This is a genomic window from Spirosoma lacussanchae, from assembly GCF_005870035.1.
Lineage (GTDB): Bacteria > Bacteroidota > Bacteroidia > Cytophagales > Spirosomataceae > Spirosoma > Spirosoma lacussanchae.
On the sequence record NZ_SWJG01000005.1, the window covers coordinates 358610 to 384391 of the forward strand.

Here is a 25782-nt window from a genome sequence, read left to right on the forward strand (position 1 = left end):
ACCTACAGGTTCTTTTGGCATACTATTCAGTCAGTACGCCCGGCTGATGGACCATTCAGCGGCTGTACAAATGGGCGTAACTTACAGTTAAATTCAGGGGTGCCCTATTTCTCAGGCTGGCCGAAGAGATAGGGCACCCCTGTACAGATACATACCACCGCTGCTGACGATTGGGCGTTACAGCGCCAGTTCTTTCTCCGAAACGATCGTTAAGACTTCGGGGTCTTTGAGTCGCTGCGCCAGGCCCAGCGTTTTGGGTACCTCGTAATGAAAATAGAATTTCATCGTATGAATCTTGCCTTCGTAAAAAGCCAGCTCGTCGCCCTCTGGGTTCCTGGTAAGCAGCGCCTGTCTGGCCACTACGGCCTGCTTGAGCCACTGCCAGGCCACTACCACAATGCCGAATAACTCCAGAAACAAGGTAGCATCGGCCAGGTAGCGTTCGGTATCGCCTTTCATGGCGTAGGGCATCAGGCTTACGAAAACATCCTGCGTCCGTTTCAGTTCACCGGCTAGTTGGTCGCCGTAGGGCTTTAGTTCATCGAACAGGCTGGCGTCGGTAATAACTTTGCTAATCTCAGCGAACAGCAGCTGCGGGGCTTTTCCGCCCTTCATGGTCATTTTACGGCCGAGTAAATCCTGCGCCTGAATACCCGTTGTTCCTTCGTAGATGGGCGTAATGCGTATATCGCGGTACAGCTGCTCTACCGGAAAATCTTCGGTAAAACCGTACCCGCCGAAAGTCTGCAGGCTTTGGCTAACTGACTGCACGCCCATTTCGGACGGGAAGGATTTGGCGACCGGCATGAGCAGATCGAGCAACAGGAACGCATTTTCCTTTTCTTCGCCTTCGGCCACCCGGCTGATGTCATAGAGCCGGGCTGCTTCGAGCAGCAGCGCCAACGATCCTTCGGTTACCGACTTCTGGAAAAGCAGCATCCGGCGTACGTCGGGGTGGTTGATGATGGGCGTCTGGGGCGCGTCGAGCCGGTTTTTCTCGTTCAGCCGACGGCTTTGCGGACGTTCTCTGGCATACTGGAGAGCTGCGTAATAAGCCGCTGTTGCAATAGCCGCTGCCGTCATGCCAACGCCAATGCGGGCTTCGTTCATCATCTGGAACATATAAGGCAGTCCCTGATGCGGTTCCCCAACCAGGTACCCCACGGTGTTGTCGTTAGAACCCATGGTGAGGTGCATGGCCGGTACGCCTTTCTGCCCCATCTTGTGATAAACCCCCGTTGACTGCACATCGTTATCGACGAAAGCGCCGGTCTCGTCGGGGCGGTATTTGGGTACTACAAACAGGGAGATACCCTTCGTGCCTTTGGGAGCGCCGTCGATGCGGGCCAGCATCAGATGGACAATGTTTTCGGCGGCATCATGGTCGCCGGCCGATATAAACACCTTTTGCCCCTTAATCTTGTACGTACCGTCGGGCTGTGGGGTGGCCGAAGTCGTCACATCAGACAGCGATGAACCGGCCTGGGGTTCGGTCAGCGCCATGGTGCCCTGCCATTTGCCGGCCAGCATCTGAGGAACGTAGAACTCGTTCAGTGCCGGCGAGCCAAACGACGTGATCAGGTGAGCGGCTCCCGAGGTCAATCCGGAGTACATCATGCCGTTGTTGGCAGCCATCAGGATGAATCCTACCAGCGAGCTGATCATCTGTGGAAGCTGCTGACCGCCCTGTTCGAAGGAGAATCCGGCGCCGATCAGCCCTGCTTCGCCCATGGCATGCATGAACTCTTTTACCTTTGGATGAACGGTTACCTGCCCGTTCTTCAGCTCAGGCTGGTTCTGATCTACCTCTTTCAGGTAGGGGTACATCAGTGTATCGGCAATGTAGGTAGCCGAATCGATAACGAGGTTGAACGTTTCGCGATCGTGCGCACTGAAATACTCGTATTGAGTTAACTCTTCAGCGTTGAAGACCTCATGAAGCAAGAAATGCAGGTTACGTTTGCTGAAATAAGTAGTTGCCATGCCAAAAGAGAGTTAAAATTGGTATGCGTGCATACTGTTTATGGGGTAAAAATACCAAGTTTTGCGGTAATCCTCATACCGATGCCCAAAAACTATCGTTTACTTTGTGCAGTTTACATTGCTGTACATTAAACCAACCAACATGTCACACATGAAAAATTTAATTATTGCCTGCGCGCTTCTGTTTGCCGCCGTTTTTCAGGTCCAGGCGCAGGATAAAAAACCACCCGCAAGCCCCAAAATAACGGCCGAAAGTCCAGACAAAAACATTACCGTCGTTTATGGTCAGCCGTCCAAAAAGGGTCGGGTAATCTTCGGCGCAGATGGCTCAAATAGCCTGGAAAAGTACGGCAAAGTATGGCGTACGGGTGCAAATAATGCCACGGAGGTGACGTTCAAAAACGATGTCATGTTTGGCGGTAAAATGGTGAAGGCGGGCACGTACACCCTTTTTACCATTCCGGGCGAAAAAGAGTGGAGCGTTATCCTGAACAGCACGCTGGGTCAGTGGGGCGCTTACGAATATGAAAAGACCAAAGCCACTGATGTTGCTTCGGTAAAAGTGCCGGTTTCGGCCAACAAGACGCCCATTGAGAAGCTAACCATTACGCCGTCTAACAGCAGCATTACCATTGCCTGGGATAACGTAACCGTTTCGGTACCGGTCATGAAACACGGTAGTTAAGCCGCGTCTAACGGGGTGGTAATCCCGTAGAAACTACTTAGGCGAACCCCGTTCCGAAACGAGCGGGGTTCGCTGCGTCTAAGGGGTAACCTGCTTAAAAAACAGAGCGGTGGATAAATAGGTAGCTTTTTTTGCGACATATGCATAAAAAGTAGCGTAAATAGTTAACAAACAATCCTTTATCGTGTTACTTTGCGAAACGCTAACCACAACTGTATGATGAAACGCTACTTAATGTATATACTGTTCGGCCTGGCCGTATTACCCGCCTACAGCCAGGGCATTACGGATTACTACCGGTTACCGGATCGCGTTCATCAGTATGACCGGCTTCTGCTGAAATACGGCGGTCCAATGGTGCGTGATCGCTGGTACGTCGCCCTCGACGGATTTCTGACAACCAACCGCGCTCAACTTGATAATTCGTTTGATGGCCTGATCGAAAGCGATCGTATTATCCGGGCTGGCATGGGCGGAGCCATTGGCTGGTCACATCGGGAGCGCTGGGCGGTTGAAGCTGGCTACGCCCGCATGCCTATTCAGACGCAGGTATCGATCAGCAACGCATCTTACCCGATCAACTTTCGTTATCAGACCATTGGTGATGCCTTTATGCTGCGTGGCAAACGGCGCGTGCTGTCAACCAGCGGCCCCTGGCTTCGTTCTGGCTTCTGGCTGAGCGGAGGCATCTGGGTGCTGCCTAACAGTGGCGAGCAGGAAGGCCGTTTTTCATTGTTAGGTTACCGGTACCGGGGCCGCAGCGAAACGCCCGACACCTTGCGTCTGGTTAGTAATACCAATGCCGCCAGCCGCCCAACCGCCGTTGCCGAACTCGGGGCCGAGTATAACGTTCGGCTCAGCAACAGTCTGGACCTGGGCTTTTCGGTTCGCAAACGCTGGGGCCTAAATCCGGCTCTGACAACGGATGTTCGTTATACGGTTAACCAGTCGGCCCCTCAGGAGGCCCAGCTGATCAGCCGGGGGTCCGGGATGAACTACGGTATTACCCTGCGGTATACGCTGGCTATCCGGCGTACGGTACCCGACGTACTCGATGTACAGGGCAAGCCACGAATTCGCTGAGCATATCAGAGCCATACCGACCGATAGGCCTCGGCAAACTGCCTGAACGTAATGGGAGGGCGACCCAGTAACTGGGCCGTTTCGTCGGTAAGCCGAGCTGCCTTGCCTAGTTTTGAAACCGTATATAGCGCCGTCATCACGAGCGTAAAGCCCAGTGGGTTCTTCTCTCTCCTCCACTTTTGCCAGATAAACCGAATAATTGACGGGTTGCGATAGGTAATTCTGTGCCCTACTACCCGGCTCAATATCCCGGCTATTTCATCATAGGTCAGCGCTTCGGAGCCGGTAAGCTCATAACCCCTGTTTTGGTAGGCCTGGGTCTGGTTCGTCAGGACCAGCTCCGCCACAGCGGCAATATCGCGCACATCTACGAAGCTGGTACGTCCCCAACCGGCCGGTATGAAAATCTCGTGGCGGTCCTTGATCTCGTCACGATGGGTGGTGCTCAGATTTTGCATGAAAAAGCTGGGCCGCAGAAAGGTAAAAGGCAAACCAGCCTCTACAATAAGTCGCTCGATTTTGTGGTGGGGCGTGATGGGATTATTCTCAACCCCCTGCAGCGACAGAAACACCACATGGCCTACGCCGGCCTGCTTCATGGCCTGCACAAACGGGGCAAAATACCGATCGACATCGGCTAGTTGAGGGGGCCTGACGAGGAGTACGCGACTAACGCCGGCCAGAGCAGCAGCAAACGTACCGGGGTCGGTAAAATCAAGGCGAACAAACCCGTCGGGCTGTATAGCCGTATGGGTTTCCGCGTCGACGCCACTACGCCCGCCCGCTACCACGTCGCGCGTGGTCCGATCGGGACGCACCATCAGAAGGCGAAGGGTCTCTAAACCGACATTTCCACTAGCTCCTGTGATCAGGATTCGTTCGGCCGGTGTCTGGTTCGTTGTTTCAGTCATTACGTTTCGTTGAAATTACTGAACAAGCGGCTTGTCTGATGAGGATAAAAGCGTCAGTTTCGCTTTTCTGTCTGGGAGCTGCACGATTATATCTATAAAATGCTGAAACGAATGAAAGGTTTTAAAGGTGGCCTGACAATACTGGCCTGGCTGCTTGTGCAGGTAACCTTTGCGGAGGTTCGCTTACCAGCCGTATTTGGTTCACATATGGTTTTACAACGCCGAAAGCCTGTGCCGGTCTGGGGAACGGCAACCTCGGGCGAGAAAATTATGGTTACGTTCGCCAGTCAGACAAAAACCGTAAAGGCGGGAAAAGATGGGCGCTGGCGTACCATGCTGGACCCTATGGAAGCGGGCGGGCCGTACCAGCTGGTGGTGAAAGGGCCTAAAAACACGATTGCGTTTAACGATGTGCTGATGGGCGAGGTCTGGGTTTGCTCGGGCCAGTCGAACATGGAATGGCCACTCCGCATGGCCACCAATGGTGAAAAAGAAATTCGTACGGCCAACTTCCCGCAAATCAGGCAGCTGGGTGTCAAAAAGGCAATGAGCCTGACGCCAAAATCTGATCTGGAAGCCGAATGGACGGTGTGCAGTCCGGAAACGGTACCAAACTATACGGCTGTGGGCTACTTTTTTGCCAAACAGCTGCAGAAAGAGCTAAACGTACCCATTGGGTTGATCAACACATCCTGGGGCGGTACCCATTCCGAGACCTGGACCAGCCGGACCGCTTTCGAGCAGGACAGTAGCCTGCGGGTGATAGCTTCCAGGCTGCCGGCCACGTACGAAGAGGTGACACAACGGAGCAGAGACCGGGTTCTTAAGCTGATTCAGGACCGGCAGGGGGGCTTGCCAGCGGCCACTGACGAACAAACCTGGGCCAGACCCGATCTGGATGCTTCGTCCTGGAAGTCGATGAACGTTCCGGCCGACTGGGCGGGGCGGGGCTTACCCGCGCTCGACGGGGTAGTCTGGTTTCGGCGTGAGGTGATCGTTCCGGAGGGGACTCCACTGGCAAAAGCGACCCTGCGTTTCGGCTCGGTCGACGACCGCGATTCTACCTACGTGAACGGGCAGCTGGTTGGCAGCAGTAAGGGCCTGGACCCGCGCGCCTATGTACTTCCCGAAGGTTTGCTAAAGCCGGGGCGTAACGTTATTGCCGTGCGGGTTGTTGACGAGGGCGGAGCGGGCGGTTTTATGGGTGATCCCGAAAAAATGCGGCTCTCTATCGGTAATGCGGATCTGCCGCTACAGGGCGCCTGGCAATATCGGGTGGCTCATGTGTTTGCCTCGTCATATAAACCTGGCCCGAACACACACGCGACCCAGCTCTTCAATGCCATGCTGCACCCACTCATTCCGTACGCCATTCAGGGGGTTATCTGGTACCAGGGTGAGTCGAACGCGGGGCGGGCCTATGAATACCGGAAGTCGTTTCCGCTGATGATACGCGATTGGCGACAACACTGGGGCGATGAGTTTCCGTTTCTGTTCGTTCAGCTGGCCAGCTTTAACTCGGCCGACGGCAACAGTCGGCAGGGCAGCACCTGGGCCGAACTGCGCGAGGCACAAACCATGGCGCTGAAGCTACCCAAAACCGGCATGGCGGTCACGGCTGACATCGGTGACCGGGACGATATTCACCCCCGGAATAAGCTGGATGTAGGCCTCCGCCTGGCGGCTGAAGCGATGCGGGTAGCGTACGGAAATGCCAGTGCCGTATCGCAGGGACCGATGGTCGAGAGAATGACCATAGCCGGAAATCAGGCTGAATTAAGTTTCCGAAATACGGGTGCTGGCCTGATGGCAAAGGATCGGTACGGGTACGTTCGCGGATTTGAAGTGGCCGGTGCCGATCAGAAGTTCTATTATGCCAAAGCGGAGATAAAGGGCAACGCGGTTATCGTGCAGAGCGATTCGGTAGCGGTGCCCGTCGCCGTTCGGTACGGCTGGGCCGATGACAACGGCGACGTCAATCTCTACAATCGGGAGGGCTTTCCGGCCGTGCCTTTTCGCACCGACACCTGGAAAGGCGTTACCGAAGCGGCAAAGTTCGAGAATCAGTAGGAGAGTTTAAGTGAGGGTGGCTGATCCATGAGATTCATGTGGATCAGCCACCCTCACTTAAACCGGCTGTTAAGGCTTCTGCGCTTCCTGCCTGCGCATCGGCATGCTGTCGATGAGGTTGAAAAGTTCTTCGGCCGGAACGGGCTTTTTGTAGGTCTGCTTAACGCCACCATCTTTCCCGATAAGCCAGCCCATGTAGTCTTCGTGGGGAACGAGTTTGAATTCGCTCTGCATTAGAAATTGCCGATCCGGTTCTTGAAGATCGGAGGCTATCAGGACAATGACGTCCAGATCCCGTTCGGCCAGGGCTTCTTTATGTTCGTGCAGGGCCTCCTGCTGATCAATCAGGTAATGCTGGCCGGGGCTACCGCTGCTGGCGTCGCGCCCGTACAGCAATAATACACGCCGGTGATCTTTCTTTTCGTTCAGTATCGCTTTAAGCGATTTCCGTTGATTCGCTACGCTTTCCATAACAAGGGTTAGCACTATTAGCAGTGCTGTCAGACTCACTAACCAACGGTTTTGCATAGTGTTTGGCGCTAGAGTAAATCTTCAGATCGTTCCAGCATCAGGATCGACGCCTGGGGTACAATGACATACTGCTCGCCTTCGTACTGTAACTCAACGGCGTTGCGTTGCAGGTACAGCGCTATATCGCCTTCCTGAGCCTGAAGCGGCATGTACTTTACTTTTTCTTCGGTCTGTTTCCAGGGTTCATCGTCTGTCGGAGCCGGAATGGGATAGCCGGGTCCTACCTTGATAACGTAACCCGACTGAACCTGTTCTTTTTCCTGAACGGTTGGCGGCAGGTAAAGCCCACTGGCGGTGCGATCGCTGGGGTCTTTGGGTTTGATCAGCACCCGATCGCCAACCACAATCAGGCGCTTGAGTTTATTATCGGCAGTGATTCCAATCATCGCATAATTCGTTGCTATGTGTGTGAAAAATAGGGGAACAACAATCAGGCAATTCAGCTCGATCGTGTCAAAATGACAGCCCGCTGCGTCAATGTGGCGACCGTCAAGGCACGGGATCATATCCATGTCCCCCCCAGGGATGACACCGACCGATGCGCTGAATACCTAGCCAGCCCCCCCGAATAGGACCGTGTTTCTGAATGGCCTCAATCATATATTGCGAGCAGGTAGGGGTATAGCGGCAGGCGTTGGGGAAGTAGGGCGATACCATGGCCTGGTAAACCTTCACCGATCCGATCAGAATACGTTTCATCATTGATTCGTTAACAGCAAAACGGGCAAAAACTTTCCGGCAATCTGTATCTTTGCCCGCCGTCGCTTGTGTCAGGCCGGCTTTGACTTCAATTCGTTATGCTCCAATACGTTATTTGGGACGTTGACCCCGAACTATTTCACATCGGTTCTTTTTCGGTGCGCTGGTATGGCCTGTTGTTTGCCCTGGGTTTCCTGATCGGGATGCAGATCATGACCTACATCTTCAAAAAAGAAAACAAGCCCGTAACGGATACCGACACGCTGCTGATTTACATGGTCGTTTCAACCATTCTGGGAGCCCGGCTTGGTCATTTCCTTTTCTATGAACCCGAAATCCTGCTAAAAAATCCACTTGAAGTCATTTTGCCGCCCTACCGCGGTCTGGCCAGTCACGGCGCTGCGGTCGGTATTCTGACCGGACTGTGGTTGTACTCGCGTCGGAAAAATAGCCAGGCTACCGGACAGACGTTTTTCTGGGTGACCGACCGGATCGCCATTACGGTGGCTCTGGCGGGCGCCTGCATTCGTTTCGGAAACCTGATGAACTCCGAGATCGTAGGTCGACCTACGGATGTCCCCTGGGCATTTATCTTCATGAACAATGCCGAATACGAAAAGATACCGCGGCATCCGGCTCAGTTGTACGAGTCGATTTCGTGCCTGATTCTATTCTTCATCCTGCTCTGGTTCTGGAACCGGAACAAAGAACAGACGCCGAGAGGCAGTCTGCTGGGTATTTTTCTGATCTGGGTATTTACGCTTCGTTTTTTCTACGAATACCTGAAAGAAAACCAGGTGGCCTTCGAGAATAACATGGCCCTGAACATGGGTCAGATTCTGAGCATTCCGGTGGTTCTGATGGGTATCTACTTCCTGTTCAGGAGCTACCAGCAAAAGACAACTCATCCCGATACAGTCGGTGTAAAATAGGATCGTTGACAGGAAGATCTACGCAAGAAAGAGGGCCGCAGGGCCCTTTTTTGTTGATTCACACAAACGGATCTTACGTTTACTAAAAAGTATGTAAGCGCCGGTTCAGGGTTCCGGTATATTGCTGACCAATAATTTGTTCATCGATTCCTAAATCTGATTGTCCATGAAAATCAACTCGTACGCAGGGCTGGCCGGACTGGTGCTGGCCGTTTCGCTGACCGGATGCGGTAACAAGGAAGAAGAAAAGAAAGAAGAAACCTCCGTATCGGCCATGGGCGCGATGGACGCCATGAAAGAAATGGCCGCACAGGCCGAAGAGATGGGGAAAAACGGACCCGTAGAAACGGTCGATTTCCGCTCGCTGAAGGAACTGCTTCCCGAAGAGGCCGACGGACTAACCCGTAAAGAAGCAACTGGCGAGAAAAACGGAGCCGCTGGGTTCACGGTTTCGACGGCAAACGGAAAATACGCCAATAGCGACGAGAGCGAAACCATCGAAATAACCCTGGTTGATGGGGGCGGCTCTGCCATGATGATGGGGTTGGCCGCCTGGTCAATGATCGAGGTCGATAAGGAAACCGAAAATGGCTACGAGAAAACCAGCACGATGGGGGGCAACAAAACTTACGAGAAGTACGACAATGCCGATAAGTCGGGCGAAATAGCGATGCTGGTCAACAAACGATTTATCGTTACGGCCAAAGGCCGGGGCGTCAGTATGGAGAAACTTAAAGCCACGCTGAACGACGTCGATCTCGCCAAACTGGCGTCGTTGAAATAACCGGAAAAGCCTGAAAAGCGAAGGGGCCTGCGATCAGTGCCCCTTTTTTCGTTGGTATGGAATCCTGGACCTAGATAGAGGCAGGCTAAGCCCAAAGGGGCGCTTGGTCAATAAATATCCTCCCGGTTGATATGTTCGGGAAGAGGTCCCTGCCGCGTCAGTTTCATTTTGGCCAGGGCCGCTCCTACATGGGCGCAGTTGGCGGGGGCGTAGCCGTCGAGGTAAGCAGTCAGGAAACCGGCCCAGTACGCATCTCCGGCGCCCGTAGCATCGACTACATCGACCTTACGACCAGGGACTCTGGCCTGCTTCGCTCCCTGATCATACGAGACTAGACTGCCATCGGCACCCAGGGTCAGGCAGATCAGCGACGCGCCCATCCGGTGAAAATCAGCCAGTACCGTCTCGGTCGACTGCGGTCCTCCGTAGAGCCGGGTTACGTCGTCTTCGCTGACCTTTACCAGCGCGCCGGTCTTAAAATAGTCGGCCAGAATACGCCAGGCCTGGTCCCGGTCGGGCCAGATGGAGGGGGCGTAGTTAGCGTCGATACTAACCTGGCAACCAGCCGCGTGGGCTCGTTTGGCCGCATCGACGATAGCATCCTGGGCAGGTTGGCGACTGAGCGCAAAACAGGTAGTATGAAAAATGTCGGCCTGGGCCAGCAACGAATCGGGCAGCTGGGTGGGCTGGATACACCGATCAGCCATGCGGTAGGCTACAAAGTCGGGTGTTCCTGCCGTACGGGATACCACAACGATACTGGACGGTTCGAACGGATCGGCAACAACGTACTGCGTATCTACGCCCGCTTCGGTTACTTCCCGCGTCAGATACCGGCCAATGTTATCATTGCCAACGCAGGCAACCAGGGCCACTTTGTTGCCAAGCCGGGCCATGTTGGCAGCCATATTGGCCGGGCTTCCACCCTGATACCGTCTGAAATCCTGGGTATCGAGCAGGCTGGTGGATACATGGTGACCAATGAAGTCGGCCAGCAGTTCACCGACAGAAAGCAAAGCGTAGGGGCGGGGCAGGGTCGTCATGAAACAAACGGATTGCGGCCAGGAAGCGCTCCCGGCCGCAATGGCAAATGTAAAGAAGAGTTTGAAAAATCAATGCCCGCCGGCGCCAAGTGGGAACGCGGCTTCTTCGCTGGCGCGGGTTTCTTTCACCAGAAAACAGGCGCCTGCCCCGCACAACAGCAAAACGCCGGCCAGTGCCAGTGCGTTGCGCGGGTCGTTGCCCAGCAGCGGCCCGTAGATGAACTTGACCGTGACGTTATTGATGATCTGGGGTACGACGATGAATCCGTTGAAGATACCCATATAAACGCCCATGCGCTGTTTGGGAACGGAGTTAGCCAACAGCACGTAAGGCATCGACAGAATAGAGCCCCAGGCTAATCCTACGAGCGCCATACCGAAGGCAAATATCATTTTATCATCTGATAACAACATGGACAGAAAGCCCAGCCCGCCAATGCTCAGGAAGAGCGCATGGGTGGCCCGCCGGCCTATCCTATTTGCAATGGCCGGGAGCAGGAACGAGATCGTGAAGCAGCCTACGTTGAAAATAGCGAAGCAAAGGCTACCCCACTGCGTTCCTTCGGCGAAGCCCAGCGGATTGGTTTTGGCGTCGGGTGCGTTAAAGGCGTGGCGCGCAATAGCCAGCGACAGAAACTGCCACATGAGCGGCAGCGCATACCAGGTGAAGAACTTAACCCACCACAGCTGGCGCATGGTTTTGGGCATATCACGCAACGCATGAGCCAGCTCCGTGAACATTCCGCTGATACCTGATCCTTGCTGCTTTTGCTTTTCGAACTCCGCCATATCGTCGGGCGGGTATTCGTCGGTGGTGTAGATTGTCCAGATTACAGCCGCAATAACCGCAATGCCACCGATGTAAAACGAGTATTTTACGAAGTCCGGAATGCTGCCTCCGTTGCTGGTCTGCATCAGGGTAATGCCGAAGATGGGTAGAATATACGGCATGAGGTTGGCCAGAGTCTGCCCGAAACCGACAAAAAAGCTCTGCATCGCAAAGCCCAGCCCCCGTTGGTCTTCGTTTAGCTTATCGCCGATAAACGCCCGAAACGGCTCCTGCGTAATGTTAAGGCCGGTATCCAGAATCCACATCAGGCTGGCCGCCATCCACAAAGCCGATGAGTTGGGCATCAGAAACAGAGCGAAGCTCGTTACAATAGCACCGATCAGAAAAAAGGGTTTCCGGCGGCCCCAGCGTGGTGACCAGGTTCTGTCGCTGATCGACCCGATGATGGGCTGAACGATCAGGCCGGTTATAGGACCAGCCAGCCACAGGATTGGAATGTTGGCTTCGTCGGCGTTGAGATACCGGAAAATAGGGCTCATGTTGGCCTGCTGCAGCCCGAAGCCATACTGTATACCGAAAAAGCCGAAACTCATGTTCCAGATTTGCCAGAAAGATAGCCGGGGTTTTGTAGCCTGTGTCGACCGCTGGATTTTTTCGGTTTCCATTTACTATGTAGGATTTAAAGTAAGCGTCGTAGTTTTAACGAATGGACAACAATTATACGCAGGGTTTTGCAGGATAGGCAGATAATCTTGTCTTATTTTTTTGAATTGACGTACTTTTGATAATGATTCCGAATGTGTGGCTGCCTGTTGTCCTGACGCTGACGGGGTTCCTTCTGATCGGGCAGATGGCCCTCGCTAACCCGACTACCGACTCAACCCAATCGGTCGTTGTGCAGTCGATCGTACTCCAGGGAAATGAACGCACCCGTGATCGGATCATACAGCGCGAAATGACGCTGCACGTTGGCGACACCCTCCAGCTGGCCAGCCTGCCCGGCCGTATTACCTGGGATCAGCGTAATATCAGCAACACCAACCTGTTCATCACGGTTGAGATACAAACCCGGCTTACCCCCACAGCCGACACTACCCAACCGGCCCGACTCGATCTGACGGTGGTCATGAAAGAGCGCTGGTATCTCATTGCTTACCCGGTCTTCGACATTGCCGATCGAAATTTCAACGAGTGGTGGTACGACCGGGGGCGCGACTTTCGACGGGTTATCTACGGCGGTCGGCTCAGCTACCGTAACGTGACGGGCAATAACGACCGGCTGCAGCTCATTCTGGAGCGCGGTTTTCTGTCCCGGACGGTATTGTCCTACGCTATGCCCTACGTTGACAAAGCGCAGAAAATAGGGCTGCGCCTGGACCTCAGCTACCAGACAAACAAGGAAATACCGTATCGGACACTAGCCGACAAGTGGGTATATACGCGCTCAGAAGACGTCTTGCGCGAAAGGGCTTTTGCGGCCCTAATCATGACCTACCGACGTGGTCTTTACCATTACCATACCATCGAGACGCGCTACACGCGCAATACCATCAGCGATACCGTAGCCCGACTCAACCCCGACTATTACCTCGATGGGCGCACGCGCCAGCGTTTCCTCAACATGAGCTATAATTACCGGTACGACCGGCGTGACAATGTAGCCTACCCATTGCGTGGCACGCTGTTTACCGCGTCTATCGGCGCCAGCGGGCTGCTGCCCGCGGATAATTTTCACTACCTCGAAACGCTGGGTTCGCTAACGCACTACTGGCCGCTGGGAGGGAAGTTTTATGCCGCAACCAACCTACGTGGACGCTCTACCTGGCCCAACCGGCAGCCCTATGCGGTGTTGCGCGGGTTGGGCAGTGCCTACGATATGGTACGTGGGTACGAATTGTATGTAGTTGACGGACAACGGTTCGGAGTATGGCGAAACAGCTTCCGGTATCAGCTCTTCAACACGGTGAAACAACTGAACTGGCTGCATATCAAACAATTCAACACGCTGCCCATTGCCGCTTACGTTACAGCCTTCGCCGATGCGGGCTACGTCAGCAGTACGGTGGCCGAACAATACCAGAGCCAGCTCGCCAACCGCATGCTGTTAGGCACGGGCATGAGCCTCGATATCGTTACCTATTACAACATGGTACTGCGGTTTAGCGGCACCCTGAATGCGCAGGGCAGAACCGGGTTTTTCTTCAACTTGGCACAGGAATTGTGACAACGTACAGTATAAAATATACCGTTTTATAAAAAGGAGGCTTAAGATACCTGGATAGAATGTCTGTTCCAGAAGACATATTTTTAGATTATTATATTTGCGAGTCAACGTTCACTGTAAAAAAATATAAATAATGTTTATTTGAAAAAAAGAGGTAGTGGAAGTCAAAAAGATACACATCGTCATAGTCGGAGTATTTTTTATACTTGCAGAAAGTTTGTCTTGTAAATTATATGCGCAAGTAATTGCTATAAACTCTGGACGATTTCAAGTTGATATAGTTAATCACTTAATTGTTTGTAACCAGTTACCTGCTGTTGACCAAGGTACACATGCAAACATCCTACTGGATACTCTGTATACCTTCTCACAACCTGTTTCAGAATGTAGATTAGCGCAACGTTATCAAGTATTTAGGAATGGGATCGAATACAGTCTATATTTTACCAAGTTTCCATTAATCAGCATTAACACTGAAACAGTTCCTATACGTAAAGATAGTGTTACTGCAGGTTCATGGACAATCTCAGACACGCTTGGCAATTGGGCTAATTCACCAATCGGTATCAATATTCGTGGTGCTTATTCAAGCACATTTCCTAAGAAATCATATAAAGTAGATTTCTACACTGATCAGACGCTGTCAGAGAAAAAAGATACAACTCTGTTTGGTATGCGGACAGATAGTGAATGGTTATTGTTAGCCCTCTACAATGAATCTGCTCGTATCAATAATGTTGTATCGCACTCGCTTTGGCTAAAGTTGCACAAGTTGTACTATCAAAGTCTGGAGCCAGATGCATTATCAGGTATTCGCACCCGCTATGTAGATGTTTTTGTGAATGGTACTTATATGGGCGTATATGCTTTGACAGAGTCAATAGATCGTAAACAGTTGAAGCTTAAGAAAACGCGTGATAATGGGCAAGCGAGAGGTGAATTGTACAAAACATATGACTGGACAGTTGGTACTTTGTTTCAGGGGGTACCTAATGACCCGGAAACGCTGGAATCATGGGGCGGCTTTGAACTGAAGTACCCCGACGACGTCTTGTTTTGGAGCAATTTGCGAGGATTAATTGAATTTGGAGCTAATGCCTCAGATTCAGACTTTCGTAATCAAATAAACAGTCGATTTAAACTAAGTAATATAATTGATTATTTCTTATTCTTGAATTTGACCCGGGCCACAGATAACACTGGTAAGAACATATATATAGCCCGGTACAAAGAAAATGAACCTTATTTTCTGATTGCCTGGGATCTTGATGGGACATGGGGGTACATCTGGACCGGTGAGCGGCAAAATATAGCAACTGATATATTGAGCAATGGTCTGTTCAACCGTCTGTTATCATTAAACCCCGATAAGTATCGGGGACGAATGAAAAAGCGATGGTTTGACTTACGCGCTTCTACGTTTTCAGCCAGGAATCTGAAAGGTCTTCAAAATGAAGTTGCTAACACACTTCGCCATGATGGCGCCTACCTGCGAGAAGCGACTCGCTGGCCGGTGGGTTCTATTGATGAAGATTTGGCATATATGTCTGGATGGCTTAATCGTCGACTCACTTTCCTGGATAATTATTTCAGTAAATTTCCCGATGAATGCACCAACCCGTCGCCCCCAACGATAACAGCAAGCCACACCGCTATGACAAGTGGTTCATCTGTTACGTTGACTGCAAATGGATGTAGCGGTACAACAATCTGGAATACGGATCAAACTGGATCACAGCTGATAGTTAGCCCTATAGCAGCGACTACCTATTGGGCACGCTGTAGTCTGATTGATCTCCCCTGCGAAAGTAAATCCTCACCACCCGTATCAATTTCAGTTATTGATGCTCAAGCCAGCCCTGATCGAGCAGATATAACCTTAGCCGGGTTTGCTGATAAACGGGTAGTTTCGATTAATGAAGCGACTACTATAGCCCTTTATATAGTCAATAAAGGACCACAGATAGCCCGACGGGTTCAATTGAAAAGTAAGTTGCCTGCTGGTTTGTTATTTATGACTAGTTCATCCGATAATATGCTGCACGAAGATGGTGTTATAGAAATGCAGCTTGATAGCATCCTGGCTAATCAGGAGGTGCCGGTTTTGCTGACAGTTCAAGCCATAGTACCCGGGGTTTACCGAAGTGCTGCACAAATTTCCCATGCCGAAACCGTCGATCCGACAAGTACACCTGGTAGCGGTACTGGTGATGGCGAAGATGATATGGTAATAATTGATTTCCGAACAGCTGACGGAGATAGTGAACTAATGGTGTCACCTAATAACAATCAACGTCATATACCGGATGTCCGATCAAATCAACCTAATCCTTCGGCAACAAAAGCTGATCTCAGTGCGCAACTGATTACTGACAAGCGCGTTGTTCGGGAAGCAACACCTGTATCCTTCACAATTATAGTCAAAAATGAAGGTGGGTTAACGGCCACCGATGTACAGGTTAACTGCTCACTACCTGGTAATTTAATGTTTCTGAGTGGTTCTGGATTAAGTATTGCAGGAAACACTGTATCAGTAACAGGTCTTAGTATACCAGCATCAGGTCAGGTATATATTCAATTTACTGCTCGGGCTTTAGAACAGGGGGCCGCGGTATGTCGAATGCAAATAATGGCTGGAAGCCAGTCTGATCCTGATTCTATACCAGGTAACGGCTATGAAAACGGAGAGGACGACGAAGCCGTTTGCGATTTGCTTGTCGTAAAGTAGAAGGCGCTATAAACTCTCCATTCATCCATGTCCGTATCCAGTCCAGCCATGGCGCGGCCGATCATCCAGTTTGCCTGTGCCTGGCTGAAGGGTATAGATACCTTTACGGAGTCAAATCGACACTCATTTCTGACTCCCATGTAGACGCTCCGTCTTCATTTCTGCCGCCCGTACCTGTCTGGCAGGGCGATCGAAGCGCCCGATTCGCTTCCTGTTTTCCATTTTATTTCTTAACCGTTTAACACATCATTGATCGATGGAATTTCTACCGTTTTTAGCCGGCTGGAGCTGGCTGGTTGTACTCGTTATAGCCGTTGTGCTGTACAAGTGGGTACTGCGCTTTCTGTTCGGGATGGTCATCGTTCCCGAAAACCGGATTGGTCTCGTAACCAAGAAATACGTGCTGGTCGGTAACGACCGTGGGTTGCCCGACGGTCGGATCATTGCCACCAAAGGCGAGGCTGGCTATCAGGCCCAGACGCTGGCGCCCGGCCTGTATTGGTGGCTCTGGCCCTGGCAGTATGGTATCGATATGCAGCCGTTTACGGTGGTGCCGGAAGGAAAAATTGGCCTGGTTCTGTCAAACGACGGCGCCGAACTGCCAACAGGAAACATCCTGGCCCGCCGTGTTGATTCTGATAACTTTCAGGATACAGAGCGGTTTTTGTCGGGCGGTGGGCAAAAGGGGCGGCAAACGTCGGTGCTGACACCCGGTACCTACCGGATCAATACGTACGCATTTACGGTTACTATTGCCGACATGACCGTCATCCGGGAAAATATGGTCGGTATCATTACTACCCTCGACGGCGCTCCGCTTCAACCGGGCCAGATTGCCGGCCGCACTATTGAGGGACATAACAACTTCCAGAACATCGACTCATTCCTGCAAAGCGGTGGTAACCGGGGGCTTCAGCCGCAGGTAGTGCTGGCCGGTTCGTATTACATCAACCCCTGGGCGGTGCAGATTGAAGAGATTCCCATGACCGAAGTGCCCATTGGTCACGTAGGCGTGGTCATTTCGTACATCGGCGAAGATGGCGAAGACCTGACCGGTGCTGCGTTTAAGCACGGCAATATTGTTCGAAAAGGATTCCGGGGTGTCTGGATGGAGCCACTGGGGCCGGGCAAATATCCCATCAATACCTATACCATGAAGGTAGAAGGGGTGCCAACCACGAACCTGGTGCTGAACTGGGCCAACGCCCGCTCGGAGTCGCACAACCTCGACCGAAACCTGTCGACCATTACAGTGCGGTCGAAAGATGGGTTCCCGTTCAACCTCGACGTGGCGCAGATCATTCATATCCCGGCCAATGAAGCCCCGAAGGTGATTGCTCGTTTTGGCAGTATGAATAATCTTGTATCGCAGGTGCTTGAGCCGACCATTGGCAACTACTTCCGCAACTCGGCACAGGACTCGGATGTGATTGCGTTCCTGAGCACCCGGAAAGAACGACAGGAAGCCGCCCGCGATCATATCAAGCAGGTGCTGGAAATCTACAATGTCAACGCCGTCGATACGCTCATCGGTGATATTGTGCCACCCGACAGCCTGATGAAAACGCTGACCGACCGTAAAATCGCGCAGGAAGAAGAAAAGACGTACGAAACACAGCGGATGGCGCAGGAAAAACGGCAGGGCATGGAGCGGGAAACCGCCCTGGCCGACATTCAGCGTGAGGTCGTAAAGGCGCAGCAAAGTGTCGAAATTGCGCAGCGTACGGCCGATGCCGCCGTTAAAAAGTCAGAAGGGGAAGCCCGTAGTCTTAAGCTGCAGGTTGGGGCCGAATCGGAAGCCACCAAGATCCGGGCCGAAGCCAATGCCGAGGCCCGGCGCCGTCAGGCCGCGGCCGATGCCGAAGCGACCAAACTAACCGCCGATGCCGAAGCCGAACGCATTGCCAAAACCGGTACTGCCGAAGCCGAAAAAATTCTGGCCATTGGCCGGTCAACGGCCGAAGCCTACGAACTACAGGTTCGGGCCATGGGCGACGAGAACTTCACCCGCTTCAAGATTACGGAAGAGATCGGCAAAGGCCAGATTCGTATCATTCCAGACATTGTCATCAACGGTAGTGGCGCCGGCACCGATGGCTCGCTGAATGGGCTCATGGGCCTGAAACTCCTCGAACAGATCGAAGAACGTAAAGCCGGTACGTCCACCCGAATCATCGACGTCGTTCCTAAACAGGATGCAACGGATAAACCGGTCGAGTAAACCCGGGTGAAGGCACGGCTACTGTTTGTTGGTACACAACCGGCGGTGGCCGTGTTTCCCTTAAGGAACCCGCGTCCAGGTGATGGTTTTGCCCAAAAACCGCATGCCCATCATGTAGCCGTGTACTTCCATCGTATTGGCATCGCGAAGGGTTAGTTCGCAGCCGTACGTTTTGCCATCTTCGGGGTTATAGATCTGGCCATCGCCCCAGACATTGTTGCCTTTGTAAAGCAGATTCGTCATAATCGGCAGGTTCAGCAGCGGCCGATGCCGAAGCTGAACCTGCGGGTTCAGCTTGTCGAGTTTAGGTTTGCTGGTCGAGACGTCGGTAGGCTCGAGCATCCAGACCAGTTTGCCGAAGTAGCGGTCTCCCTGTTTGTAGATCAGAACCTGATTTTTCTTTTTGGAACTGAGCCAGCGCCCGACCACCGCATCCGGGTTGTCGGCCGGGGCGGCAAACGCCAGAGCAGGAATGACCAGAAGAACGAATAGAAACCGTAAGCGTACTGTGTTCATGAACCGGCGTCGAGTAAAAATAGGTGACTGACTACTAAACGAAAAAAAAAGGACACTTGCTATACAAACGCCCATTACCGGGTTCATAGACGTACCTTTGTGTCGATCAATTAATAGCCCAGTCGAATGATCCGGTTTTTCCTTCACATTGGCCTAGCCACGCTGTTTGCCACCCTACAATCCTGTAACAACGGTCAGAAAACCACCAGCCAGCCGTCCGATTCGGCAACGACCGGTCAAACCCAGCCCAATCCGGCTGTTGATTACGCGGCCGAGCCCATAACGGGTCGGCTGGCCAGCCTTGGTCTCACCCGCGACAGCCACTGGCGGGGCATCAGCCTCGGCGACGATCTTGCCGCGGTGAAAACGATTGAGAAAGGTGAAGCGTTTGAGAACGATGCCCGGCACGTAGGGTATACGGTCGAGTTTCCGAGCCTGGAAAGTATGGATGTGCTGTATTACCAGCAGAATGGGAAGGTATCGACCATTACCGTCGACCTGTTCCTGAACAATCGCGTATCGGTTGATGGGTACAGCAAAGAGCTGACGACGTATTTTACAACCCGCTACGGGGCAGCCAAACTACGTAATGGCAGCACGAACTGGAATGGCCCAACGGGCGAGCAGATCACCCTGCGCGATGTCTCGAAAGGTAAAGATTTTGGCCTTAAAATCGCTATAGCTCCCGTGGGACAAACTACGGCCTCGGCCAAATAGGTACAGCCAGGAACAAGTCGGCCCCGCTCTACACCATGTAGAGCGGGGCCGACTTGTTCCTGGCCGACTGGCTGACTAAATCTTATGCACCCAGCCAAATTCATCGGCTATTTTGCCGGTGCGAATATCGGTCAGGTGGTTCTTCACCCGAACGGCAAACGAGTCTTCGGGGGCGAACTCAGGCAGCATATGGTCTTTGCCATTGTAGCCGATCAGGGCGTAGGGCGACACGACCACCGCCGTTCCGGCCCCGAACGCTTCGGTAAGCCGGCCGGTTTCAATACCATTGATTACCTCATCGATCGACACGGGCCGTTCTTCAACGGTAATACCCCACGAGCGGGCAATCTGCAGAATGGTATCGCGCGTAACCCCTTTCAGAATCGAGTCTGAGGTGGCAGGGGTTACCAGCTTGCCATCGATCATGAACATGATATTCATGGTGCCTGACTCTTCGATGTATTTATGCTCGCGGGCGTCGGTCCAGATCAGCTGATCGTAGCCCTGCTGTTGAGCCAGCAGCGTGGGGTATAGCGAACCTGCATAGTTACCGGCACATTTGGCGTAGCCAACACCGCCCGGTGCCGACCGGATGTATTCGGTCTCTACCTTCAGCTTGGGCGGGGTAGTGTAATAGGCACCAACGGGGCAGGTGAAAATGCAGAATCGATACGTTTTAGACGGAGCCACACCCAGGAACGTGTCTGTAGCAAACATATACGGCCGGATGTAGAGCGAACTGTCAGGCTGGGAGGGTACCCAGTCTGCATCGACACGCAGCAGCGCTTCCAGACCACCCATGAATACCTCTTCGGGCAAGGTGGCCATACACATCCGACGGGCCGACTCGTTCATCCGTTCGAAATTGGCGTAGGGCCGGAACATCAGCACATCACCCGCTTCGTTCTTGTACGCTTTCATGCCTTCAAAAATCGACTGACCGTAATGGAGCGACGATAGGGCCGGGCTTAGCGTGAAATTGTCGAAGGGCACAATCATCTGATTCTGCCACTGACCATCTATGAAATCGGCCACAAACATGTGATCCGAGAAATGTTTACCGAAGGGCAGGTGATTGAAATCCACCTCCTGAATGCGAGAGCGTTCCGCTTTTCGCAATTCAATCTGCAAGACGTCCGTCGTCATAATCAGCGTGTTGGTTAATGAGTTAGAAGATGAATTGTCTTCTGCGACAAAGCTAAAAAATTAGATTGAGGAAAGTTAGTTGTTAAGACAACTTTCTTTTCCTGTTTATTTTCGGGCTTTCCAGGCTACTTCCTCTGCGTCCAGCTCCTGTGCCATTTTTCGACTTAGCACGAAGAGGTAATCAGACAGGCGGTTGAGGTATTGAATAACCAGCGGATCAACGGGGCTGGTATCGTTCAGCGCAATGGCCAGCCGTTCAGCGCGCCGGCAAACGGTTCGGGCCAGGTGACAGAACGATACCGATTCGTGACCGCCCGGCAACACGAACGCCCGCAACTCAGGCAGCTCGGCATCCATTGCATCCATGGCCTCTTCGAGGAGCGTAACATCGTTGGGCACAATAGCGGGCATGGCCTGCTTCGGTGCTTTTTCCGGATCAGTGGCCAGCTCGGCCCCAATCGTAAACAGTCGGTCCTGTATTTCTTTCAGAAGGTCTTTCCGGGGCGCATTAACGGCCTGATCGCGTACGAGGCCAATCCAGGCATTCATTTCATCGACAGTGCCGTAGGCATCGATTCGTAAATCGGCTTTGCTCACCCGCCGGCCACCAATCAGGGCCGTCTGCCCTTTATCTCCTGTTTTCGTGTAAATCTTCATACAGTTCTATAAACCAAATTCTTCCACAAACGGCTAAGCTAACGGATTTACTCCGTCCGGGCCGTACCTTTGCGCCCTGATTTTATAGAGCTGGTCAAATCTGCATAGATCATTCACTGGCTGGCTCGTTCACTCATCTGTACGTTAGTAATGAAAGCCGGTACTTTTTTCGTCCGCGTCTGGCGCATCCTGTCCATTCTCGGTTTGTTGTTTGCGCTGTTCAACAGCTATATATCGTATCCCGCCGAAGTGGCCGTTCGTTTCGATGAACTAGGAACAGCTATTCAGTACCTGGATCGGGAAACGTTGTTCTACATAGCCGTTGCTATTTTCCTGGTCAACAATACGCTTATCAATGCGGTGGCCCGCCTGTTTCCGCGCGTACCCGCCAGCAAACTGCCCATCCCGAACCAGGCTCTCTGGGCCGCCCACCGCGATCAGCTCAATGAGGTTGTTGTCAACTGGTTTTACGCCCTTATGGCGGCTATCAATACCATACTGGGCTTGTCGCTGCTCGTCATATCCCTGCTCAATCGGTCTGATCGGGGGCAATTGGCCATGGACTACGCATGGCTGATGCCACTGAGCACCGTTATTCTGATCGTTGTGCTGGCTGCTTTGCCGGTTCGTCTGTTCATGAAACCCACCGCCGATGACTGAAAATACTCCCCTGTCGTTGAGCCAGTTTCAGTACGACCTGCCCGACGACCGCATTGCCCGCTTTCCGCTGGCCCAGCGCGATGAATCGAAATTGCTCGTGTACCGCTCGGGTCAGATCGATCATGCCACGTTTCGGAATTTGCCCGACTGGCTGCCAGCCAACAGTTTTCTGGTATTTAACAATACAAAAGTTATACCGGCCCGCCTGCATTTTACCCGACAGACCGGAGCCGTAATTGAACTCTTCCTGCTGAACCCATTTCCGGACGGTCAACCGATCACCACGGCTATGGAGGCAACCGGTTCGGCCGTGTGGCAGGGAATGATCGGTAACCGGAAACGCTGGAAACCCGACGAAGCTCTCGAGATTGATATACCAACTCCGTCCGGCCCGGTCAGGCTTACCGCAACCTGGCACGACGTCGAACAGTCGGCTGTTCAGCTAAGCTGGCAGCCGACCGAACTTACGTTTGCCCAACTGATCCAGTACGCTGGCGATATACCCCTTCCTCCTTATCTGAAACGAGACAGTACCGAGGCCGACCGGATAACCTACCAGACCATCTATTCCGAGAAAGAAGGGGCTGTTGCCGCCCCCACGGCCGGGCTCCACTTCACCCCGGCGGTGTTCGACGCTATGGCCCGGCGCGGTATTGAGCACGATTATCTGACCCTGCACGTAGGAGCGGGTACGTTCCAGCCCATCAAGGTAGCCGATGTTCGCCAGCACCATATGCATACCGAACAGGTAGTATACACGCGAACTATCGTCCAGAAAGTTCTGGCACATCGCGACCATCTGATTCCGGTCGGTACTACCTCTATGCGATCGCTCGAGAGTCTTTACTGGATGGGTGTTCAGCTCCTGCGGAACGAGCCCGATCCGTTTCGGCTCGATCAGCAGTACGCATACAGCCTACCCGTGGCTGACCACCCGCCGGTGGCCGAAGCGCTCGAAGCCGTCTTGGATTATACGATCCGTACAAACCAGGAAAGTCTTGTCGCGCACACAGGCATCTACATCACCCCTGGCTACGAGATGAAACTCTGTAAAGGCATCATCACCAACTTTCACCAGCCTGGCTCAACGCTTATCCTGCTGATCTCCGCGCTGATTGGTGATAACTGGCGTTCCATATATACGGAAGCGCTGGCCAATGAATATCGCTTTCTGAGCTATGGCGACTCATCGCTGCTGTTGCCATAAACCACTAATTTTGCAAACCTAAAAGGAACGAGACAAAGGAAGAGGATGACTCGACTGCCTTCCATCCGCTCGTCTACTCATTCGCTGATTGTTTATGAATTTTATTGAAGAACTCCGCTGGCGTGGCATGCTCAATGATATGACGCCCGGCACCGAAGAGCAACTTAGTAAGGAGATGACCGCTGGCTACATTGGCTTCGACCCAACGGCGGCCTCCTTACACATTGGAAACCTGGCTACCATCATGCTCCTTGTCCATTTCCAGCGGGCCGGGCATAAACCGTTTGCGTTGGTGGGGGGAGCTACCGGTATGATCGGCGACCCGTCGGGCAAATCGGCCGAGCGCGAGTTCCTGGCCGAGGATACACTCCGACGCAATCAGGAAGGGATCCGGAATCAACTGACCAAGTTCCTCGACTTCGATAGTGGAGCGAACTCAGCCGAAATGGTCAACAACTACGACTGGTTCAGGGAAATCTCTTTCCTTGGCTTTCTGCGCGAAGCCGGGAAGCACCTGACCGTAAATTATATGATGGCGAAAGACTCGGTAAAGAAGCGGCTGGAGACCGGCCTTTCCTTCACGGAGTTTTCGTACCAGCTCTTGCAGGGCTACGACTACTACTGGTTGTATAAGAACAAAGGGATTCGTTTGCAGATGGGCGGGTCAGACCAGTGGGGTAATATCACTACCGGTACTGAACTGATTCGGCGTAAGGAGAGCGATGCCGGCAACCCGTCCGATGATCAGGCGTTCGCGCTGACTACCCCACTTGTCACCAAAGCCGACGGAACCAAATTTGGCAAGTCGGAGAGCGGTAACGTCTGGCTAGACCCTGCGCTCACCTCACCGTACCAGTTCTACCAGTTCTGGCTCAATGCCGCCGACGCCGACTGTGCCCGGCTGATCCGGGTTTTTACCCTGCTCTCCCGCGAAGAGATTGAGGAGCTGGAACGTCAGCATGCCGAAGCCCCACACCTGCGAATACTACAGAAAGCCATTGCTAAGGACGTAACGATTCGGGTGCACTCACAGGCGGGCTACGAACTGGCCGTTAAAGCGTCGGAGGTGTTGTTTGGCAAGGCCACGCTCGATACACTACGTTCTATCCAGGTCGATGAATTCGACGTTATCTTTGAAGGGGTGCCCCAAACGGAGGTATCGCAGGAAGAGCTGAGCAATACCAAAGACATTACCGACCTGTTATCAGTAGCCAGTCGGGGCGAAGTCTACGCATCGAAAGGCGAAGCACGTCGGGCTATTTCACAAAATGCAGTCAGCATTAACAAAATAAAACTGGCCGATCCAGGTGCCCCGGTGCCTGCTGAGTGGCTCCAGGACCGGTATTTACTGGTTTCGAAAGGCAAGAAGAATCACCTGCTAAAAAAAGTTTAAACTTTTTTCGTCGGATAAGTGGCTGAGGGTGGGCCACTTATCCGATGGGTGGGGCCGGGGCCCTCAACTATTTTTCCGCCAGGGCTTGACAGGGGCCAAAAAGCGCCCTACCTTTGCAGTCCCAAATCGAGAGAAACAGGGCGCTGATCCAAAGCAACATGCTAACGGTCAGCGAGTTATGAGTAACAAACTGACAATCAATACCCAAAAATATTTTCAGTTTTTACTTGACAATCGGAGAAAAAGACGTACCTTTGCACTCCCAAACAACGAGACACGGCGAGGCCACGGAGCCAACCCACTTCTCACCACGCTTCGGCCAACGGGCCAGGCGAACAGTTCTTTGACAAACGGGCAGCACATTATCATTCAGTCCTGCTCACTTCGGTGAGCCGGTTGAACAAGACAGTGAGTCACTGACTCACGCAATTATTTACGATGGAGAGTTTGATCCTGGCTCAGGATGAACGCTAGCGGCAGGCCTAATACATGCAAGTCGAGCGGGTAGCAATACCAGCGGCAAACGGGTGCGTAACGCGTAAGCAACCTGCCCTCAACTGGGGGATAGCCCTGCGAAAGCGGGGGTAAACCCGCATAGTCCCTTAGAGTCACCTGGCTTTTTGGGTAAACATTTATGGGTTGAGGAGGGGCTTGCGTCTGATTAGCTAGTTGGGGGGGTAACAGCCCACCAAGGCGATGATCAGTAGGGGTTCTGAGAGGATTGGCCCCCACACGGGTACTGAGAGACGGACCCGACTCCTACGGGAGGCAGCAGTAGGGAATATTGGGCAATGGAGGCAAC

Annotated in this window: 22 protein-coding genes and 1 rRNA gene; 13 read left to right on the forward strand and 10 right to left on the reverse strand. The window is 52.8% G+C overall.

Annotated elements, in window-relative coordinates; genetic code table 11:
* Window positions 1-177: 177 nt before the first annotated feature.
* Complete coding sequence (locus FBR45_RS19315) at window positions 178-1983, reverse strand: acyl-CoA dehydrogenase (protein ID WP_138505298.1); 1806 nt, start codon at window positions 1981-1983, stop codon at window positions 178-180.
* Between the two features lie 151 nt (window positions 1984-2134).
* Here FBR45_RS19315 and FBR45_RS19320 point away from each other — a divergent pair, with 151 nt between their 5' ends.
* Window positions 2135-2668, forward strand: a complete 534-nt coding sequence (locus tag FBR45_RS19320; RefSeq protein ID WP_138505300.1) for a DUF2911 domain-containing protein — start codon at window positions 2135-2137, stop codon at window positions 2666-2668.
* Window positions 2669-2887: 219 nt separating this feature from the next.
* Complete coding sequence (locus FBR45_RS19325) at window positions 2888-3751, forward strand: hypothetical protein (protein ID WP_246082309.1); 864 nt, start codon at window positions 2888-2890, stop codon at window positions 3749-3751.
* 5 nt (window positions 3752-3756) lie between these two features.
* Here FBR45_RS19325 and FBR45_RS19330 read toward each other — a convergent pair whose 3' ends face one another.
* Window positions 3757-4662: an SDR family oxidoreductase gene (locus FBR45_RS19330; RefSeq protein ID WP_138505304.1), complete on the reverse strand. Its 906-nt coding sequence runs from the start codon at window positions 4660-4662 to the stop codon at window positions 3757-3759.
* Window positions 4663-4773: 111 nt separating this feature from the next.
* Between FBR45_RS19330 and FBR45_RS19335 the strand changes: the two genes are divergently transcribed.
* Window positions 4774-6732 carry a sialate O-acetylesterase gene (locus FBR45_RS19335; RefSeq protein ID WP_138505306.1) on the forward strand — a complete coding sequence of 653 codons (1959 nt, stop codon included), beginning with the start codon at window positions 4774-4776 and terminating at the stop codon, window positions 6730-6732.
* A gap of 69 nt (window positions 6733-6801) precedes the next feature.
* Here FBR45_RS19335 and FBR45_RS19340 read toward each other — a convergent pair whose 3' ends face one another.
* The 3 genes from FBR45_RS19340 to yidD all read right to left on the reverse strand — a co-directional run bounded on the left by FBR45_RS19340 (window position 6802) and on the right by yidD (window position 7962).
* The gene (locus FBR45_RS19340) at window positions 6802-7203 is read right to left on the reverse strand and encodes a DUF4174 domain-containing protein (protein WP_246082310.1); all 402 of its coding nucleotides are present in this window, start codon (window positions 7201-7203) and stop codon (window positions 6802-6804) included.
* Window positions 7204-7271: 68 nt separating this feature from the next.
* The gene (locus FBR45_RS19345; RefSeq protein WP_138505310.1) at window positions 7272-7649 is read right to left on the reverse strand and encodes a co-chaperone GroES; all 378 of its coding nucleotides are present in this window, start codon (window positions 7647-7649) and stop codon (window positions 7272-7274) included.
* A gap of 103 nt (window positions 7650-7752) precedes the next feature.
* On the reverse strand, window positions 7753-7962 hold the full coding sequence (yidD, locus tag FBR45_RS19350; RefSeq protein WP_212748638.1) for a membrane protein insertion efficiency factor YidD: 210 nt from the start codon (window positions 7960-7962) through the stop codon (window positions 7753-7755).
* Between the two features lie 98 nt (window positions 7963-8060).
* Between yidD and lgt the strand changes: the two genes are divergently transcribed.
* Window positions 8061-8894 (forward strand): prolipoprotein diacylglyceryl transferase, encoded by an 834-nt coding sequence (gene lgt, locus FBR45_RS19355; RefSeq protein WP_138505314.1) that lies wholly within the window; start codon window positions 8061-8063, stop codon window positions 8892-8894.
* Between the two features lie 166 nt (window positions 8895-9060).
* Window positions 9061-9678: a transposase gene (locus tag FBR45_RS19360; RefSeq protein WP_138505316.1), complete on the forward strand. Its 618-nt coding sequence runs from the start codon at window positions 9061-9063 to the stop codon at window positions 9676-9678.
* 107 nt (window positions 9679-9785) lie between these two features.
* Here the strand turns inward: FBR45_RS19360 and FBR45_RS19365 are convergent, their stop codons facing one another.
* On the reverse strand, window positions 9786-10721 hold the full coding sequence (locus FBR45_RS19365; protein WP_138505318.1) for a carbohydrate kinase family protein: 936 nt from the start codon (window positions 10719-10721) through the stop codon (window positions 9786-9788).
* A 69-nt stretch (window positions 10722-10790) separates the two neighbouring features.
* A complete protein-coding gene (locus FBR45_RS19370; protein ID WP_138505320.1) occupies window positions 10791-12176 on the reverse strand; it encodes an MFS transporter in 1386 nt (461 codons plus the stop codon).
* A gap of 122 nt (window positions 12177-12298) precedes the next feature.
* Here FBR45_RS19370 and FBR45_RS19375 point away from each other — a divergent pair, with 122 nt between their 5' ends.
* The 3 genes from FBR45_RS19375 (at window position 12299) to FBR45_RS19385 (ending at window position 18684) form a co-directional block, all read left to right on the forward strand.
* Window positions 12299-13735, forward strand: a complete 1437-nt coding sequence (locus FBR45_RS19375) for a BamA/TamA family outer membrane protein (RefSeq protein ID WP_138505323.1) — start codon at window positions 12299-12301, stop codon at window positions 13733-13735.
* A 157-nt stretch (window positions 13736-13892) separates the two neighbouring features.
* Window positions 13893-16463, forward strand: a complete 2571-nt coding sequence (locus FBR45_RS19380; RefSeq protein ID WP_138505325.1) for a CotH kinase family protein — start codon at window positions 13893-13895, stop codon at window positions 16461-16463.
* 256 nt (window positions 16464-16719) lie between these two features.
* Entirely contained in the window at window positions 16720-18684 is a 1965-nt protein-coding gene (locus FBR45_RS19385; protein ID WP_138505327.1) for an SPFH domain-containing protein, read from the forward strand.
* A 60-nt stretch (window positions 18685-18744) separates the two neighbouring features.
* Here the strand turns inward: FBR45_RS19385 and FBR45_RS19390 are convergent, their stop codons facing one another.
* Window positions 18745-19200 (reverse strand): DUF2147 domain-containing protein, encoded by a 456-nt coding sequence (locus tag FBR45_RS19390; RefSeq protein ID WP_138505329.1) that lies wholly within the window; start codon window positions 19198-19200, stop codon window positions 18745-18747.
* Window positions 19201-19326: 126 nt separating this feature from the next.
* Between FBR45_RS19390 and FBR45_RS19395 the strand changes: the two genes are divergently transcribed.
* Window positions 19327-19917: a hypothetical protein gene (locus FBR45_RS19395; RefSeq protein ID WP_138505331.1), complete on the forward strand. Its 591-nt coding sequence runs from the start codon at window positions 19327-19329 to the stop codon at window positions 19915-19917.
* 75 nt (window positions 19918-19992) lie between these two features.
* On the opposite strand, the gene FBR45_RS19400 is transcribed toward FBR45_RS19395, so the two are convergent.
* Together FBR45_RS19400 and FBR45_RS19405 are read right to left on the reverse strand one after the other, a co-directional pair.
* Window positions 19993-21063, reverse strand: coding sequence for a branched-chain amino acid aminotransferase (locus tag FBR45_RS19400; RefSeq protein ID WP_138505333.1), 1071 nt, complete (start codon window positions 21061-21063; stop codon window positions 19993-19995).
* 105 nt (window positions 21064-21168) lie between these two features.
* Window positions 21169-21720 carry a cob(I)yrinic acid a,c-diamide adenosyltransferase gene (locus FBR45_RS19405; RefSeq protein WP_138505335.1) on the reverse strand — a complete coding sequence of 184 codons (552 nt, stop codon included), beginning with the start codon at window positions 21718-21720 and terminating at the stop codon, window positions 21169-21171.
* 150 nt (window positions 21721-21870) lie between these two features.
* On the opposite strand from FBR45_RS19405, the gene FBR45_RS19410 reads away from it, so the two are divergent.
* The 4 genes from FBR45_RS19410 to FBR45_RS19425 all read left to right on the forward strand — a co-directional run.
* Entirely contained in the window at window positions 21871-22380 is a 510-nt protein-coding gene (locus FBR45_RS19410; protein WP_138505337.1) for a hypothetical protein, read from the forward strand.
* Complete coding sequence (locus FBR45_RS19415) at window positions 22373-23587, forward strand: S-adenosylmethionine:tRNA ribosyltransferase-isomerase (RefSeq protein ID WP_138505339.1); 1215 nt, start codon at window positions 22373-22375, stop codon at window positions 23585-23587. Before FBR45_RS19410 ends, FBR45_RS19415 begins: the two co-directional genes overlap by 8 nt.
* Window positions 23588-23681: 94 nt before the next feature.
* Entirely contained in the window at window positions 23682-24980 is a 1299-nt protein-coding gene (gene tyrS, locus FBR45_RS19420) for a tyrosine--tRNA ligase (RefSeq protein WP_138505341.1), read from the forward strand.
* A 435-nt stretch (window positions 24981-25415) separates the two neighbouring features.
* Window positions 25416-25782: ribosomal RNA gene (locus FBR45_RS19425) — 16S ribosomal RNA — on the forward strand; the annotation flags it as partial.

What these genes read in the sequence shown, in the direction of transcription:
- FBR45_RS19325 (WP_246082309.1), top strand. Translation starts at nt 2,888, where the DNA reads ATGAAACGCTACTTAATGTATATACTGTTCGGCCTGGCCGTATTACCC.
- FBR45_RS19400 (WP_138505333.1), bottom strand. Translation starts at nt 21,063, where the DNA reads ATGACGACGGACGTCTTGCAGATTGAATTGCGAAAAGCGGAACGCTCT.
- FBR45_RS19330 (WP_138505304.1), bottom strand. Translation starts at nt 4,662, where the DNA reads ATGACTGAAACAACGAACCAGACACCGGCCGAACGAATCCTGATCACA.
- FBR45_RS19405 (WP_138505335.1), bottom strand. Translation starts at nt 21,720, where the DNA reads ATGAAGATTTACACGAAAACAGGAGATAAAGGGCAGACGGCCCTGATT.
- FBR45_RS19315 (WP_138505298.1), bottom strand. Translation starts at nt 1,983, where the DNA reads ATGGCAACTACTTATTTCAGCAAACGTAACCTGCATTTCTTGCTTCAT.
- FBR45_RS19335 (WP_138505306.1), top strand. Translation starts at nt 4,774, where the DNA reads ATGAAAGGTTTTAAAGGTGGCCTGACAATACTGGCCTGGCTGCTTGTG.
- lgt (WP_138505314.1), top strand. Translation starts at nt 8,061, where the DNA reads ATGCTCCAATACGTTATTTGGGACGTTGACCCCGAACTATTTCACATC.
- FBR45_RS19375 (WP_138505323.1), top strand. Translation starts at nt 12,299, where the DNA reads ATGATTCCGAATGTGTGGCTGCCTGTTGTCCTGACGCTGACGGGGTTC.
- FBR45_RS19395 (WP_138505331.1), top strand. Translation starts at nt 19,327, where the DNA reads ATGATCCGGTTTTTCCTTCACATTGGCCTAGCCACGCTGTTTGCCACC.
- tyrS (WP_138505341.1), top strand. Translation starts at nt 23,682, where the DNA reads ATGAATTTTATTGAAGAACTCCGCTGGCGTGGCATGCTCAATGATATG.
- FBR45_RS19390 (WP_138505329.1), bottom strand. Translation starts at nt 19,200, where the DNA reads ATGAACACAGTACGCTTACGGTTTCTATTCGTTCTTCTGGTCATTCCT.
- FBR45_RS19410 (WP_138505337.1), top strand. Translation starts at nt 21,871, where the DNA reads ATGAAAGCCGGTACTTTTTTCGTCCGCGTCTGGCGCATCCTGTCCATT.
- FBR45_RS19320 (WP_138505300.1), top strand. Translation starts at nt 2,135, where the DNA reads ATGAAAAATTTAATTATTGCCTGCGCGCTTCTGTTTGCCGCCGTTTTT.
- FBR45_RS19345 (WP_138505310.1), bottom strand. Translation starts at nt 7,649, where the DNA reads ATGATTGGAATCACTGCCGATAATAAACTCAAGCGCCTGATTGTGGTT.
- FBR45_RS19385 (WP_138505327.1), top strand. Translation starts at nt 16,720, where the DNA reads ATGGAATTTCTACCGTTTTTAGCCGGCTGGAGCTGGCTGGTTGTACTC.
- yidD (WP_212748638.1), bottom strand. Translation starts at nt 7,962, where the DNA reads ATGAAACGTATTCTGATCGGATCGGTGAAGGTTTACCAGGCCATGGTA.
- FBR45_RS19365 (WP_138505318.1), bottom strand. Translation starts at nt 10,721, where the DNA reads ATGACGACCCTGCCCCGCCCCTACGCTTTGCTTTCTGTCGGTGAACTG.
- FBR45_RS19415 (WP_138505339.1), top strand. Translation starts at nt 22,373, where the DNA reads ATGACTGAAAATACTCCCCTGTCGTTGAGCCAGTTTCAGTACGACCTG.
- FBR45_RS19360 (WP_138505316.1), top strand. Translation starts at nt 9,061, where the DNA reads ATGAAAATCAACTCGTACGCAGGGCTGGCCGGACTGGTGCTGGCCGTT.
- FBR45_RS19370 (WP_138505320.1), bottom strand. Translation starts at nt 12,176, where the DNA reads ATGGAAACCGAAAAAATCCAGCGGTCGACACAGGCTACAAAACCCCGG.
- FBR45_RS19340 (WP_246082310.1), bottom strand. Translation starts at nt 7,203, where the DNA reads ATGGAAAGCGTAGCGAATCAACGGAAATCGCTTAAAGCGATACTGAAC.